General features: G+C 69.4%; 6 protein-coding genes. 2 read left to right on the top strand and 4 right to left on the bottom strand.

The genetic code is table 11. The features are described 5' to 3' along the window. Together pks13 and ACFSJG_RS07615 are read left to right on the top strand one after the other, a co-directional pair. Entirely contained in the window at window positions 1-4,947 is a 4,947-nt protein-coding gene (pks13, locus tag ACFSJG_RS07620) for a polyketide synthase Pks13 (RefSeq protein ID WP_378485252.1), read from the top strand. Continuing rightward, window positions 4,948-6,492 carry an acyl-CoA carboxylase subunit beta gene (locus ACFSJG_RS07615; protein ID WP_378484596.1) on the top strand — a complete coding sequence of 515 codons (1,545 nt, stop codon included), beginning with the start codon at window positions 4,948-4,950 and terminating at the stop codon, window positions 6,490-6,492. Window positions 6,493-6,574: 82 nt separating this feature from the next. Here the strand turns inward: ACFSJG_RS07615 and ACFSJG_RS07610 are convergent, their stop codons facing one another. The 4 genes from ACFSJG_RS07610 to ACFSJG_RS07595 all read right to left on the bottom strand — a co-directional run bounded on the left by ACFSJG_RS07610 (window position 6,575) and on the right by ACFSJG_RS07595 (window position 16,450). Then, on the bottom strand, window positions 6,575-7,534 hold the full coding sequence (locus ACFSJG_RS07610) for a hypothetical protein (protein ID WP_378484595.1): 960 nt from the start codon (window positions 7,532-7,534) through the stop codon (window positions 6,575-6,577). A gap of 178 nt (window positions 7,535-7,712) precedes the next feature. Beyond that, window positions 7,713-10,988: an arabinosyltransferase domain-containing protein gene (locus tag ACFSJG_RS07605; RefSeq protein ID WP_378484594.1), complete on the bottom strand. Its 3,276-nt coding sequence runs from the start codon at window positions 10,986-10,988 to the stop codon at window positions 7,713-7,715. 106 nt (window positions 10,989-11,094) lie between these two features. Beyond that, entirely contained in the window at window positions 11,095-14,373 is a 3,279-nt protein-coding gene (locus ACFSJG_RS07600) for an arabinosyltransferase domain-containing protein (RefSeq protein ID WP_378484593.1), read from the bottom strand. Window positions 14,374-14,653: 280 nt separating this feature from the next. Further along, the gene (locus ACFSJG_RS07595) at window positions 14,654-16,450 is read right to left on the bottom strand and encodes a glycosyl transferase (RefSeq protein WP_378484592.1); all 1,797 of its coding nucleotides are present in this window, start codon (window positions 16,448-16,450) and stop codon (window positions 14,654-14,656) included. Window positions 16,451-16,478 lie beyond the last annotated feature (28 nt).

Here is a 16,478-nt window from a genome sequence, read left to right as displayed (position 1 = left end):
ATGACTGTCGCGCAGCTGCGCGAATGGCTTCGCAACTGGGTTGCCGGGGTTACCGGGCAGCCGGTGGAGCAGATCTCCGACGATCGCCCCATGGAAGAGTTCGGCCTGTCGTCCCGTGACGCCGTGGCACTGTCCGGCGAGGTCGAGGACCTGCTCGGCGTCACGCTGAACGCGACGATCGCCTACCAGCATCCGACGATCGCCTCGCTCGCGACCCGGATCATCGAGGGCGAGCCGGAGCTGCCCGCGGGGACCGACGACGCGTACTACACGGTCAAGGACACCTCGCAGTCCCACGACATCGCCATCGTCGGCATGTCCTCCCGTTTCCCGGGGGCCGGCCACACCCCCGACGAGATGTGGCGCCTGCTGATCGAGGGCCGCGACGCCGTCACGAACCTGCCCGACGGCCGCTGGTCCGAGTTCGCCGCCGACCCGCAGATCGCCGCGGCGATCGAGAAGGCCAACACCAAGGGCGGCTACCTCGACGACGTCAAGGGTTTCGACGCCGAGTTCTTCGCGATGTCGCCGTTGGAGGTCCGCAACGTCGACCCGCAGCAGCGTCTCGCGCTGGAGCTGGCGTGGGAGGCGCTCGAGCACGCCCACATCCCGGCCAACGAGCTCAAGGGTGAGCAGGTCGGCGTCTTCATCGGCAGCTCCGCGAACGACTACCAGCTGCTCGCGGTCAGCGACCCCGTCGAGGCGCACCCGTACGCGCTCACCGGCACGTCGACGTCGATCGTCGCGAACCGTGTCTCGTACTTCTACGACTTCCGCGGCCCGTCCATCTCCCTGGACACCGCGTGCTCGTCGTCGCTGGTCGCCGTGCACCAGGCGGTCCGCTCGCTGCGGTCCGGCGAGTCCGATCTCGCGCTGGCCGGCGGCGTCAACATGCTCGTCGCGCCCGCTGCGACCCTCGGTTTCGACGAGACGGGTGTGCTCACCGAGGACGGCAGGATCAAGGCCTTCTCGTCGGACGCGAACGGCATCGTGCGCGCCGAGGGCGGCGGACTCGTCGCGCTCAAGCGGCTCGAGGACGCCGAGCGCGACGGTGACACGGTTCTCGCCGTGATCGCCGGTTCCGCGGTCAACCAGGACGGCCGCTCCAACGGCATGCTTGCGCCGAACCCGGACGCGCAGGCCGACGTGCTGCGCGCCGCCTACCGGGACGCGGGCATCGTCCCGTCCGGCGTGGACTACATCGAGGCGCACGGCACCGGAACCATCCTCGGCGACCCGATCGAGGCGGACGCGCTGGGTCGCGTCGTCGGCCGTGGCCGTGACGCCGACAAGCCGGCCCTGCTGGGCTCCGCGAAGACGAACTTCGGTCACCTCGAGTCGGCCGCCGGTGCCGCGGGCCTGATCAAGGTCGTCCTCGCGATGCAGGAGGACAAGCTTCCGCCGTCGCTGAACTACGCGGGACCGAACCCGTACATCGACTTCGACGGCACTCACCTGCAGGTGATCCCGGAGGCCACCGACTGGCCGCGCTACACCGGCCGCGCCGTCGCAGGCGTCTCCGGTTTCGGCTTCGGCGGCACCAACGCGCACGTCGTCGTGCGCGAGTACGCGCCTGTGCGTGATCTTCACCTCACCGAGGGTGAGAATCACGCACAGTCCGAGGACCTCGACGTCGAGACCGAGGCCGCGGGCGTGCTGGCGGAGGCGGCCGAGTCGATGGGCGTCGACGCCCCGGCAGTGGTCGAGCCGGAGCGCGACGAGCCGCTGCCCGTGCTGCTGCCGGTGTCCGCGTCGATGCCGTCGCGTCGGCGGCGCGCCGCGTCCGATCTCGCCGACTGGCTCGAGACCGAGGCCGGCAGCACCACGCCGCTGGAGGATCTCGCCCGCACGCTGGCCAAGCGCAACCACGGCCGTTCCCGCGCCGTCGTGCTCGCCCGCACCCACGCCGAGGCCATCACCGGCCTGCGTGCCGTCGCCGCGGGCAAGCCCGCGCAGGGTGTCTTCTCGGCCGACGCGCCCGCGGGCAAGGGCCCGGTCTGGGTGTTCTCCGGCTTCGGGTCGCAGCACCGCAAGATGGCGAAGCAGTTGTACACGAACAATGCCGTCTTCCGCGCCGCGATCGACAAGGTCGACGAGCTGATCGAGTTCGAGGCCGGCTACAAGATGGCCGAGAAGTTCCTCGACGACGCCGTCGACTACGACGTGGAGACCTCGCAGGTCGGCATCTTCGCCATCCAGATCGGTCTCGCGGAACTGCTGCGCCACCACGGCGCCGAACCTGAGGCCGCCGTCGGGCACTCGATGGGCGAGGCCGCCGCCTCGTACGTCACCGGTGGGCTGTCGCTGGAGGACGCCGTCCGCGTCATCACCGCCCGCTCGCGGCTGATGGGCGAGGGCGAGTCCGCGCTCGTCGGCGACGACATCAGGCTGATGGCGCTCGTCGAATACAGTGCGGCGGAGATCGAGGCCGTACTCGGCGACTTCCCGCACCTCGAGGTCTGTGTGTACGCGGCACCGACACACACCGTCATCGGCGGCCCGCAGCCCGAGGTCGAGGCGATCGTCGCCCGCGCCGAGGCCGAGGAGAAGCTCGGCCGGATCCTTCAGACGAAGGGCGCCAGCCACACCTCGCAGGTCGACCCGATCCTCGGCGAGCTCGCCGCGGAACTCGCGGGCATCGAACCGCATCCCCTGACGGTCGGGCTGTACTCGTCCGTCGACAAGGAGACGTTCTACCGCGCCGGCCACGCCCCGATCCACCCGGTCGAGTACTGGACCAAGGGCATGCGGCACAGCGTGTACTTCACGAACGCGGTCCGCATGGCCGTCACGGCCGGTCACACCACCTTCGTCGAGCTCGCCCCGAACCCGGCGACGCTGATGTCGGTGGCGGCCACCGCATTCGACGCCGGACTGCACGACGCGCAGCTCATCCCCACGCTCAAGCGCAAGGAGGACGAGGAGGTCGGCGTCCTCACCGCCCTCGCTCAGCTGTACGTGCACGGACAACCCGTGAACCTGGCTTCGCTGCTGCCCGCCGGTGGATACGCAAACCCGCCGCGAACGGCCTTCCAGCGCAAGGAGTACTGGCTCGACATCCAGGTCAGCGCATCGGGCGCCGGTCGTGCTCCCGGCTCGCACGTGTCGCTCCCCGACGGCAGGCATGTCTGGGAGGTTGCCGCAGCAGGCGTCACGGATCTGAACGAGCTCGTGACTTCCGCTGCCGCCCAGGTTCTTTCGGATGTGACGCTGACCGCATCCGTCCCGCACGGCGAGCCGACCACATCGGGGACGTTGACCACCACGCTGAGCCCCCACCCCGGTGGTGGCTCGCTGCAGGTGCACTCCAAGAAGGGGCAGCAGTTCACGCTCCTGCTGGACGCGGTCGTCACCTCCGGTGAGGCACTGCCCGAGCTGGTGCTCGCGGCTCCGGTCGCGCGGTCGAGCTCGCCGATGGAGGAGCTGCCCGAGGTCGTCGAATCCTTCGGCGACAAATGGGATCCCAACGGAAGCCAGACGCTCGAGGATCGGCTCGCGCTGATCGTCGCGGAGTCGATGGGCTACGCCGTCGAGGACCTGCCCGCCGAGATCCCGCTCATCGAGCTGGGTCTGGACTCGCTGATGGCGGTGCGGATCAAGAACCGCGTCGAGTACGAGTTCGACATCCCGCAGCTGCAGCTGCAGGCCGTCAAGGACGCGAACCTGCGCGAGGTCGAGAAGTACCTGCGCTACGCAGTCGAAAACCGCGAAGAGGTCGAGGCGCTCGCGGCGCAGCAGCAGGCCGAGAAGGACGCCTCCGCACTCGATTCCGTGCTCGACGACGAGACCACGAGTCCGGTCGCCGAGGCCGAGCAGATCGTCGCCGACGCCGCACCGACCGTCGGCGACGCGTCCGACGAGGAGGTCAACGTCCCGCCGCGTGACGCCGCCGAACGCCTGACGTTCGCGACGTGGGCGGTCGTGACCGGCAAGTCCGCGAAGGGCATCTTCAACATCCTGCCCGTCCTGGACGACGTCACCGCCGAGAAGCTGGCCGCCCGGTTGACCGAACGAGCAGGCGGCGAGGTGAGCTTCGACGACATCCTCGACTGCGAGACCATCGAGCAGCTCGCCGAGAAGGTGCGCCCGCACCTCGAGGACGCAGGCAAGATCGACGGGCTCGTCCGCACGCTGCGGGCACGCCCCGAAGGTTCCACTGCCGTGCCGGTTTTCGTGTTCCACCCGGCCGGTGGATCCACCGTCGCGTACGAGCCGCTGCTCAAGCGTCTTCCCGAGGGCACTCCGATGTACGGCTTCGAGCGGACCGAGGGTCCGATCGAGGTCCGGGCGGCGGAGTACCTCCCGCTCATCAAGGAGATCCAGGGCGACGGACCGTACGTCCTGTACGGCTGGTCCCTGGGTGGCGTCCTGTCCTACGCGGTCGCGAAGCTGCTCCGTGAGGAGGGCAAGGACGTCCGGATCGTCGGGCTGATCGACACCGTGATGGCGGGCGAGGACGTCCCGGACACCCCGGAGGAGATCAAGAAGCGCTGGCAGCGTTACGCGGCGTTCGCGAAGAAAACGTACAACGTCGACGCGCCGCTGCCGTACGACAAGCTGGCCGCCGCGTCGAGCGACGAAGAGCAGATCTCGATCCTGATGAACCTGCTCAAGGCCAGTGGCGCAAGCATTCCCGGCGGCATCATCGAGCACCAGCGCACGTCGTGGCTCGACAACCGGGCGATCCAGACCGCGAAGATCGACACCTACGACGGTGACGTGGTCCTGTACATGGCGGACAGCTACCACGAGGATGCGATGATCCTCGAGCCCGCGTTCCGGACCCGGAACCCCGACGGCGGCTGGGGGCAGGCCGTCGAGAATCTCGAGATCATTCACGTCGGTGGCGACCACATCCAGATCGTGGATGAGCCGTACATCGCCAAGGTGGGGGCCGACCTGACCAAGAAGCTGGCCGCCATCGAGGCCGAGAACCGGAGCAACTGAGTGAGCAGCACCACCGCGGACAAGCTGTCCGACCTGAAGGTCAAGCTGGAGGCCTCCAAGGCTCCCGGCAACCCGAAGGCCATCGCGCGACGCAAGGAGAAGGGTCTCCCGACACCGCGCGAGCGCATCGACATGCTGCTCGATCCCGGCACCTTCGTCGAGACCGGACAGCTGGCCCGCCAGCCCGGTGACGCGTCGAACCCGTACGGCGACGGTGTCGTCACCGGTCACGGACTGGTCGACGGCCGTCCGGTCTGCGTGTTCGCCCACGACCAGACCGTGTTCGGCGGCGCGGCCGGTGAGATCTTCGGCCGCAAGGTCGCGGCGATCGGTGACCTCGCCATCAAGATCGGTTGCCCCGTCGTCGGTATCAACGAGTCGGCCGGCGCCCGCATCCAGGACGCCGTCACCTCGCTCGCCTGGTACGCGGAGATGGGCCGTCGCCAGGAGCCGCTGTCGGGCATGTGCCCGCAGATCTCCGTTCTGCTCGGCAAGAACGCCGGCGGTGCCGTGTACGCGCCGATCAACACCGACGTCGTCGTCGCCACCGAAGAGTCGTACATGTTCGTCACCGGCCCGGACGTCATCAAGTCCGTCACCGGTGAGGACGTCAGCCTCGACGAGCTCGGCGGCGCCCGGAACCAGGTGGAGTACGGCAACATTCACCACGTCGCGGCCGACGAGAAGGCCGCGTTCGAGTGGGTGCGCCAGTACCTGAGCTACATGCCCTCCAGCTGCACCGAGACACCTCCGGTCATCAACCCGGGTCTCGAACCGGAGATCACCGAGGACGACCGGTCGCTGGACACGTTCATGCCCGACGCCGACAACGCCGGCTACGACATGCACGACGTCCTGCTCAAGATCTTCGACGACGGCGACTTCCTCGAGATCCGCAGCCAGACAGCGCAGAACGTCATCACCGGGTTCGCCCGCGTCGACGGTCGCCCGGTCGGTGTCGTCGCCAACCAGCCGCTGCACCTGTCCGGCGCACTCGACGCCCAGGCGTCCGACAAGGCCGCGCACTTCGTCCGCGTCTGCAACGCCTACAACATTCCGCTGGTGTTCGTCGTCGACACACCCGGCTTCCTCGTCGGCGTGGACCAGGAGAAGGTCGGCGTCATCAAGCGCGGCGGCCGGTTCCTGTTCTCGTACGTCGAGGCGACCGTCCCGAAGGTGACCGTCGTGGTGCGCAAGTCGTACGGCGGCGGGTACGCGGTGATGGGCTCGAAGCAGCTCGGCGCCGACGTGAACCTGGCGTGGCCGACCGCCCGCATCGCGGTGATGGGCGCCGAGGGTGCCGTGAACGTCATCGGCCGCAGGCAGATCGAGGCCGCCGGCGAGAACGCCGCCGCCGTCCGCGCGCAGCTGATCAACTTCTACAACGAGCACGTCGCGACGCCGTACATCGCGGCCGAGCGCGGCTACGTGGACGCCGTCATCGACCCGTCCGCCACCCGCCTCGAGATCCGCAAGGCGCTGACCCTGCTCCGCGACAAGACGGTCTACAAGAACCCCCGCAAGCATCACCTGATGCCCCTCTGACCCTGCATCGCTGGTGTTCCCGAATGGCCCATTTGGTCGGTTCAACCGACCAAATGGGCCATTCGGTATTGGTGGGGTGGGGTCATGCGGGTGAGCGCAGCCGCACCGCCGGCCGAGGGCGTGATCGGGCGAGCCGGTAGCTCTGACGAAGCTGATGTAGGACCCGCTTCGGCTCCTCTCGGATCGTGCGCGGCAGGTGCGTGACGACGATGATCCCGTGACCCTGCATGTGCTCGCGTCGAACCAGGGTTGCCTCGTGATCCGGGACTGTGAAGTGGTGACTCAGCGAGTCGATCTCCCAGGCCATGGCGACGTCGTCGATCCAGCCGTCGGCAACCGCGATGAACTTCCCGTCGTGAGTTTCGAGCACTCCGTTGTGCACCATCGCTGGAAGCCCGCTCTGCTGGTAGAGCCTCTGCGCCTTCACCTCTTCGACGGAGTGAGCGCCCCCGGTGAGTTCGCGGAGTACCGACCGGGGTAGTGCCGAACCATGGCTCGATCCCTCGGCCAGTTCGATGGCCAGTTCCTCCATTGATGTTTCGCGTCGCTGGACGACACCGCTCAGGAGGGCGCGGCACTCGTCCCGTCGACGAGTCCGCCTGGCCGCGTCGAGTAGTGCCCTGGTGACCGGGGCGCACCGAAGTGTGCCTCGGACAACGGGTTCGGGTGGTCGCCACGTTCGTTCCGTGGTGACGAAGGCTGCCGAGGTCCGCTTGGTGTCCGCGGGTATCAGCAGATGCACGTCGGACATCGATGCCGATCGGCGATGTCCGTGCGCCGCTAGTGCGGCATGGCCGGTCAGCATGCTGCCGGGGCCGCCGTACATCAGGGCGGCGGTGGAGCGTTCGAGTTGCGTCGGGAATCCGTTGTGAAGGAGCACGAATCCGGGGAGAATTCGCTGCCACGTGCCGCCCTCTAGGCACCGGGCAGAAATCGTGGAGGGTGCCACCCCGAGCTCCTTGAGCTTGTGGGACCGGATCACACCGTTCACGGCATGGGCCTGGAGGACAGCGAGATCGTCTGCCCAGATTCCTCGTTGCATGTGGCGAGCATGCCGCGTCGGTCGCGCACCGTACTCCGCTCGGTGACCGGAATTCCCCAGCCTGTGGATGAACGTCGGCCTGTGGACGAACTGTGGTCGGCTCTGCACCCACCTACCCGAATGGCCCATTCGGTCGGTTCAACCGACCGAATGGGCCATTCGGGAAACCCAACAGGTGTTACGGATACACGCGCATCATGCCGGGGTTCCAGAAGCCGGAGCGCGTCACCTCTTCGGTGTCGATGGTGGCCGCGGTGGCGTCGGGGAAGTGGCGGGTGTAGCGCTCCAGGGCTCCCCAGTCGCGGCCCCAGTCGTCACGCAGGTATGTCGGGACGGTGGACGGCTCGGCGATCATCTCGGTCCAGCCGAGGGGGCCACCGTTTTCGCCTGCCTGCCACGTGTCGGTGGAGCTGACGGCCAGCGGGCGGTCCGGGAGGATGCGGAAGCCCGGGACCTCGGCGACACCGTAGAGGTGGTCGAACGGACGCTGGCACGGGAACTGCAGTCCCACAGCCCAGTCCAGCAACACCGGCTGCTCGGAACCGATGTAGTCGTTCAGCGTCTGCAGCTGCGGAACCCGCGGCGGGGTGAACGCGAGCCACTGGTCGCCGGTGAGGTTCGGATCGTTGGCGACGACGCGGACGGTGTCGGTGTCGGCGGGCAGTTCGTCCAGCGGGATGCGCAGGTTCCGCCACGACGGCGCAGGTCCGGTGTCCTTGGGCAGGTAGGTGCCGAGGGCGGTGACGGTGCCGTCGGCTTCCCGGCGACCGTATTCGAGACGCAGCGACTGACCGTAGGTGACCTCGCCGTCCTTGCTCTCGGACCAGATGCGGCCGGCGGCGGACACGACGACGAGCGGGGACGCGTCGCTGCGCGGCGGCAGCTGGTACCAGCTGGATGTCAGGTACGCGGGTTCCTGCATGCCGGACTGGTAGCTGCCGAGCACCGGTGTGGTGGCCGGGTCGAGGCCGAACGGCAGCTTCACCGTGGACCCGTTGACGCCGCGGGCTCCGGTGCCGCCCTCGGTTCCGGCGCTGGCGCCGTCGACGAAGTTCGGGCCGACGGACTGACCGTCCGTGTTGGCCTGTCCGGGTTTGACTTCGGTGTAGTCGGCGGACAGGTCGGACGGCACACCGTTGGGGCTGAATCCGACGGGGTCGTCGCCGCCGAGCGGGTCCGCGGCGGAGCCGGGGAGGGGCTGCAGCCGGCCGGTGTTGGCGTCGGCCTCGGTGAGGACGTAGTCGGCGAGGCCGCACGGGGATCCGGTGACGGCGTCGATGTTCGAGCGGGTCAGCGAGTACGCCGGGTACTGCGAGACCGCGCCCTTCACCAGCGACAGCACTTCGAAGATCACCATCAGCGCCGCGACGACGGTCAGCGGGATCGCGGCGAGCGCCTTGATCCGGCGTCCCCGCTTGCCGGACGCCTTCACCTCCTTGCCGATGAAGTCCTCACGGAAGTACTGCCAGCCGACGAGGACGATCGCCGCCAGGAAGAACACGAGCATGACGGTGTTCACCTGGATGCCCGCGAGGGAGATCGTCTTGTCGAACCATGGGATGCCGTAGCTGGAGACGTACCACCAACCGTTGATGCCGGAGAACGAGAAGGCCAGCACCAGAAGCAGTCCGGCGGCGAACATCGTGCGGTTGCGCCGTGACCGCAGCGCCGTCGCCGACACCGCGACCGCGGTGAGCGCGGCGAGGGAACCGGCGATGCCCGCGTACGCACCGAAGTGGTGGGTCCACTTGGTGGGGTTGAACATCATGAAGAAGATCGTTCCGAACACGACGCCGAGCAGTCGCCACGACGGGCCGACGGCCGCGCCCGGTACCCGCTTGCGGCGCAGCAGCACGAACAGCGTCGTGAACAGGCACAGGATCATCACCAGGAACGCGAAGCGACGGGCCACGGAGCCGTCCACGGTCTGCACGAACAGGTAGTAGTAGCGCAGGAACTCCTGGTACCAGCTCATGTTGGGGCCGATGAGCGTGCGCACGCGGGTGGCCTCGCGGACACCGGCGAACGTCTGGTCGGCGAACACGGCGACCAGGACGACGGCGCCGGACGCGAGCAGCGGCGCGACGAGGGGCCACGTGCCGACGCTGCGGTGCCTGCGGACCAGGATCCGGACCATCGGCCGCGCGCCGGCGAGCAGGGCGGCCACACACATCAGGCCGGTGGGTGCCGCGCCCAGGGAGAAGGCGGCGATGACGACCGCGATCGCGGCGGGCAACAGGCGTCCGGTGGCGATGGCCCGCTCGACGGAGCACCACGTCAGCAGCGCGCCGAGGGCCACGATCGGTTCGGGGCGCAGACCGTTGTTGTAGGGCAGCCAGAATGCGAGGAACACGAGGCCACCGGTCCACACTGCGGCCTGGTTGAGCCGGACGGCGCGACCGAGGCGGGGGATCACCTCACGGCTGATGACGAACCAGCACAGGATGCCTGCGATGAGGGCGGGCAGCCGCATCCACGGGCTGGCGGTGGAGATCTTCGCCATCGCGGCGAGGACGTCGTAGTACCAGCCGAACGGTGCCTCGGGGACGCCGAACCAGCGGAAGTAGTTGGCCATGTAGCCGGAGTGCTCGGAGACCCGGGCCATCGTCAGCAGGTAGCCGTCGTCGGAGGTGTTGGCGCCGACGAAATGCCAGATCGCGAGGACGCCAACGATGACGCCGTCGAGGGGCCGCAGGCGCCACCAGTGGCTCGGGAAGAACCGGCGGTGGGTGCGGCCGTCGGTGCCGTCGAGGCGGTGCAGCGCGACGAGCGAGGCGATGGTCAGCAGGATCGCGAAGACCATCGCGAGGAGCTTGAAGACGGTGGGTGACGACGAGAAGCGGGAGTCGATGTTCGCGTTGAGTGACAGATCGGCGGCCGACACGCTGTCGGGGAGGTCGGTGTAGACACCGACCACCTGGGGCCGGAGATCGCCGGTGAGGGTGCCGGTGACGGGGTTGCCGTCGACGCTCAGACCTTCGAAGGTCGCGGTGGTGCTGTTGATGTCGGAGGTGACGGTGATCGCCGAGCACCGGCCGGACTCGACGTCGGCGCGCGGCGCGCCGGCGACGACGACGTTGCGGTCGAGGACGTCGACGTTCGACTCGGTGACACGGACGAGCAGCGCGTTGAGCGGTGCGCCGCTGCCCTGCGGCGGCGCCGTCCCGAGGAGGAGTCCGCCGCTCGCAGGCAGGTCCTGGACGAGCCGGCACGGAATGGAGGCGGTCAGGTCGATCGGGACCTGCGCCATCAGCGGTGCGTCGACGCTGGCGACGGTGCCGCCCTGCGGCCAGTTGAGGGCGGACGCCGTCTGCTTGACCGGCAGGAACGGGGTCGCCAAGGCGAGAACGAATCCGAGCAGTCCTGTGATGATCGCCATCATTCGAACGGTTCGGTATTGCGCGCGCAGGTCCGGTGCGGGAGCGGGCGCGGTGTCTGTCAGGGCGTCGGGCACGAGTGTCGATGGTAGGCGAGCGACCTGAGAGGTCGGCACCACATCGGGAATGCGGTGCCCGGAGCGCCCGTGGCCTCGCGTTATGCCTGCGCGAGGCCGACGGGCGTCACCTTGCCGCGATCGGGGCGGGCGACCACAGGCCCGACCGCGTCACCGTCTCGATGTCGACGTCCGCCGTCGTCGTGGACGGGTCGACCGGCTCGTACCGCTCCAGCGAGCCCCAGTCCCGAGCCCAGTCGTCGTTCAGGTAGCTCGGCATCGTCTGCGCGACCAGCAGCAGGTCGATCCAGCCGAGCGGGCCACCGCCGAAGGCGTCCTGCCAGGCGTTGGTGGAGTCCGCGCCGACGCGGTCGGGCAGGATGCGGAACTCCGGCACCTCCGCGATGCCGTAGCGGTGGTCGAACGGCCGCTGGCACGGGAAGGACAGGCCCACGGACCAGTCGAGGAGCACCGGCGCCTCCGACCCGACGACCTCCTGCAGCGTCCGCATCTCGGGCAGACGCGGCGGCGTCACTGCCAGCCACTGCTTGGGTGTGAGGTCGTCGTCGACCGCGACCAGTCGCACAGCGTCGGCGTCGGCGGGAATCTGCTCCATCGGGATGCGCAGGTTCCGCCAGGACGGGGACGGTCCGATGTCGATCGGGGCGACCGCGCCCCTGACCTCGACGTCATCGCCGGATCGGCGGGTGCCGTACTCGACGCGCAGTTCCTGACCGGCGGTGACGATTCCGTCGGGGTCGACGTACCGGATGCGGCCCGCAGCGGTGACGACGAGCAGCGGGGTGTCGTCGGACCGTTCCGGCAGAGCGAACCAGCCGGTCGTCAGGGCGGCGGGGCCGTCCGAGCCCCAGCTGCCGAGAACCGGGGTCGTGGCCGGGTCCAGCCCGAAGGGCAGCGCGACGGAGCTGCCGTTGACGCCGGTGGCGCCGGTGCCGCCGCCCGTGCCGGCGGATGTGCTCGTCGTCGTCCCGGTCTGGTCGGTGGGCTCGATGCTGTTCGCGCCGCCGGGGGCCGCGTTCTCCTCGTCGGCCGTCAGGTCGAGCGGCACACCGTTCGGGGTGAATCCGACGTTCTCGCCTGCGCCGAGCGGATCGGGGCCGGGCTCGAGTGGGGCGAGCATCCCGGCGTTCGCGTCGGGCTCGATCAACACGTCGTTCGCGAGGGCACAGGTGTCGCCGGTGAGGGTGTCGAAGTTGGACCGCGCGACGGAGTACGCGGGGTACTGGCCGACCGCGGCCTTGGCGAGCGAGAGCACCTCCACCAGCACGATGAACGCCGCCGCCAGCGTCAGCGGTGACGCGACCAGCGTGCGCAGTCCGGGCCGGACGGCCTTTTCGGGCTCGCGGTACGGCTCGCGCAGGTGCTGCCAGCCCGCGTACAGCAGGACGAGGACGGCGAGCACGAGGAACGCGGTGGAGAACGGCTTTCCGCTGATGGACGGCGGCTTGTCCCACCACGGGATGCCGTAGCTGGAGACGTACCACCAGCCGTTCGAGCCGGTGAACGCCAACGCCAGCAGGAACAGGACCCCGGACGCGAACAGTGCGCGGTTGCGGCTCGAGTGGGCGGTCGCGGCGGCGAGTCCGACGGCGGTGACCGCGGCGATGGATCCGGCGAGACCGGCGTACACGCCGAAGTGGTGCGTCCACTTCGTCGGGGTGGCCATCATCAGCAGCAGCGACACGAAGACGATCCCGAGGATGCGACGCGACGGGCCGGCGGCCGTGCCGGGGATCCGCCCGCGCCCGCGGAGCAGCAGCATCGCGCACACGATCAGGCAGAGCACCATCGCGAACACACCGAACCGGCGGGCGAGGGAACCGTCGGGGGAGATGTTGAGCAACGCCTCGTAGCGCTGGTACTCCCCGAACCAGGAGACGTTGGGGCCGATCTCGGTGCGGACCCGCGTCGCCTCCATCACGGTCGCGATCGTCTGGTCGGCGAAGATCACCACCAGCACGACGGTGCCCGCGGCGAGCACGGGTGCGAGCAGTGGCAGCACCCCGACGACGCGCGCGCGGGCGACGACGAGGTTCACCAGCGGGCGGAGGCTGACGATCAGGGCGGCGACCGCGATGACGCCGGTGGGTCCGGCGGCCAAGGAGAACGCGGCGATCAGAACACCGACCGCGGCGGGCAGCAGTCGTCCGGTGGCGATGGCCCTCTCGATGGAGCACCACGTCAGCAGCGCGCCGAGCGCGATGATCGGTTCGGGACGCAGGCCGTTGTCGTAGGGCAGCCAGAAGGAGAGGAACACCAGGCCGGCGGTCCACACGGCGATCCGGTTGCGGCGCACCGCACGTCCGAGGCGGGGGATCACCTCGCGGCTGATGACCAGCCAGCAGAGGATGCCGGCGATCAGAGCGGGCAGTCGCATCCAGGTACTGGCGGTGCCGACCTTCGCCATCGCGGCGAGGACGTCGTAGTACCAGCCGAAGGGTGCTTCCGAGACGCCGAACCAGCGGTAGTAGTTGGCCATGTAGCCGGAGTGCTCGGACGCGCGGGCCATGGTGAGCAGGTAGCCGTCGTCGGAGGTGTTGGCACCGATGAAGTGCCACAGCACCAGGGTGCCGATGACGACCGCGTCGACGGGTCCGAAGCGCAGCCAGTGACGCGGCAGGAAGCGGCGGGCGCGGCGGCCGTCGGTGAGGTCGAGTCGGTGCAGCGCGAAGAGAGAGGCCAGGGTCGCGAGGACGCCGATGACCATCGCCAGCACCTTGAACGTGGTGGGGCTGGACGAGAACCGTGAGTCGGGTTCGGCACGCACCTCGAAACCGGCGGGCGCGGGTCCGTTCAGGTCGGTGAAGATGCCGACCATCTGCGGCCGGTGATCGCCGGTGAGTTCGGCTGTCGTGCGCGCCGTCGTGGTGCCGTCGCCGTCGTCGAGTCCGGCGAACGACGCGGTCGTGTGGTCGGCGTCCGAGTGGACGACGAGTGCGCTGCACCCGTCGAGATCGGCCAGGGGTGCCGAGACGAGGCGCCCGCCGCGCAGGTCGACGGCGACGGTGCGCTCGGCGTCACCCGCGACCGTGACCGCGAGGCCGTCCTCGCCGGCGCCGGGAGCGTTCCTCGGGACGGTCGAGACGACGGTCCGGTCCCCGTCCCCGGCGAGGTCGGTGAACACCGGGCACGGGATGTGGATGTCGAGGGTGAGCGGCTCGTACGTCACGAGCGGCGCCTCGACGCCGGCCAGTTCGCCGTTCTGCGGCCAGGACACGCTCGCGGACTGCTGCGACACCGGCAGCAGGGGCGTCACGATCGCCAGCAGGAACCCGACGAGGCCGGTGACGACCGCGATCAGTTGCGCGGTCCGCGGCGCCGAACGGTCGGGGGCCGGCTGGGAGTGGGCGTCGGACTCGGCGGGCACATCGGACTCGGCAGACACAAGCGTCGATCGTATGGGATACGGCGCCGAGGGGCGGTGACGCGACGGTCGTGCAGGTGTGAGCACCCGCCGACGGTGCGCGAGGGCTGCACCGCCGGCGGGCGAGAATCGGCACGGCTCGTGTGCCGAGGGGAATTACACCCTCCGGTGAGGGGCTCCGGAAAGGTGTGCGCCCGAATATAGGGGACGATGCGGGGGACATGAGGGGATTTCGTTGCCCCGGGTTCGGCCCCGGGGCACCACCCCTGATCTGTGCGTCACCGCGCGACTGATCTGCGTGTCACCGCGCGGCGGGCCGTACGTCCCACACCCAGACGTCGTCGACGCGCTGTGGTTCGGAACCGAGCAGTGCCTGCACCGTGCGACGCAGGGCGCGCTGGTTCTCGCCGTTCGGCAGCACGACGACGTCGGCTCGCCAGTACATGAGGTCGGCGTGCGCTTGCGCGCGCATCTGCTCGGTCACTTCGGGGACGGTCCCGGACTTCTGGACGGAGCCGAGCAACAGTGCGGTCGGCCGGTCCTCGGGTCCGTACTTGGCCTTCTTCTCCGGTCCGACCGGTCCGACGAAGTAGCCGCCGGCGAGCGGGAACCCGAAGTCGGCCTCGACCTGCCAGGTGAGCGCGCGGGCGTCCTCGGGTCGGGGGAGGGGAACGGTGACGACGGAGCCGTCGTCGACGTACGACCGCCAGGTGCCGTCGGCAAAGAAGTCCGGTGCGGGGGCACGCTGCACCGTGGTCAACGGCAGCGGAATCAGCGGGACCAACGCGAGTGCGAAGGCGACGGCCCAGGGCACCCGGGTGGCCTTCTCCCGGATCGCGCGGTCGACGGTCAGTGCCAGGAGCAACGCGATCGCGGGGATCGCGCCCATCGCGAAACGGGTTTCGAGGACCGACTCGAACAGCGGCAGCCGCTCCAGCCAGGACCACGGCAGGGTGACGCCGGTTCCGTTGCGACCGATGGTCAGTTCCGCGCCGAGCGAGACCACGCACATGACGACGACGGTGACGGCCGCGGCGCGGGCGAGGGCGAGGCGGCGCAGCCAGATCGCGGACGCCAGCGCGAGGGCCAGCAGTGGCCACCCGAAGTAGGCGTTCTCCTCGGTGCCGTTGATCGCCACGTTCTGGCCCGGGCTGACGTTGCCTCCGACGGACTGGCGTGGGAACTGCAGCAGTGCCTTCAGGTCGTTGCCCATCGGACCGTGGTCGATGAAGCGGTAGCTCTGCGGTCCGAAGAACTGCCACCACAGCGGTCCCGCGGTGAGCACCAGGGCGATGGCGGCGGCGATCAGCAGGGGCTTGGTGGCGTTGCGGACCGCGGTCACCGCGAACCGCGGTCGGGACGCGAAGTACGCCAGGGCGAACACCGCGAACGTGACGGCGGTGATGAGCAGTGGTTCCTCGCCGAGCGCGATCTGCATGGCGACGAGCAGGCCGAGGACGAGCGCGGTGCGGGTGCCTGCGCCGTGGGCGAGCCGGATGACGCACGCGAGGATCAGCGGCAGCAGTGGCAGCACCACGAAGTTGGGGTGGCCGTTGGCGTGCGAGATGAGCGCGGGCGCGAATCCGCAGAACAGGCCGCCGACCGCCGCCGCGGCCCGGGACTGCACGGCGTACCGGCCGAGGAACCAGTACCAGGCGTACGCGGTGGAGGCGAGCCCGAACGTGAGCACCAGCGTCCACGTCACCGTCGGGCCGAACAGCAACGTCACCGGGGCGAGCGGGACGGACACCCCGAACATCGACGTGTTCGCCATCAGGTTCACGCCCTGCGGATAGTTCTGCAGCAGGGTGCCGAGCGGATTGTCGAGGTGGGTGATCGAGTGCGCGGCGAGGGCGAAGAACCACTCCCACATGCGCTGGTCCTGACCGCTGCCGGTCAGGTAGCCCGTAGCGGGCTGTCGCCACTGGTTGCCCATGACGTACACGGCGAGGACCGTGAATCCGAGCGCGGCGAACGCGTCGGAGCGCTGGACGCGGATTCGCCGGAGGCGCGTGGCGGCCCTGGTTGCCGGCCTGGTCGTCGCGGTCGCGGCTGCTGTCGCCGTGTCCGCCGCCGTCGCTGTCTCCACTGCCGACATCCACCCTTCCACCCGGCCGGTCCGCCAT

The organism is Rhodococcus gannanensis, from assembly GCF_042681175.1.
Taxonomy (GTDB): Bacteria; Actinomycetota; Actinomycetes; order Mycobacteriales; family Mycobacteriaceae; genus Rhodococcus_G; species Rhodococcus_G gannanensis.
Note: the sequence above shows the minus strand (reverse complement) of the source record. Positions and strands in the feature narration are given on the sequence as shown.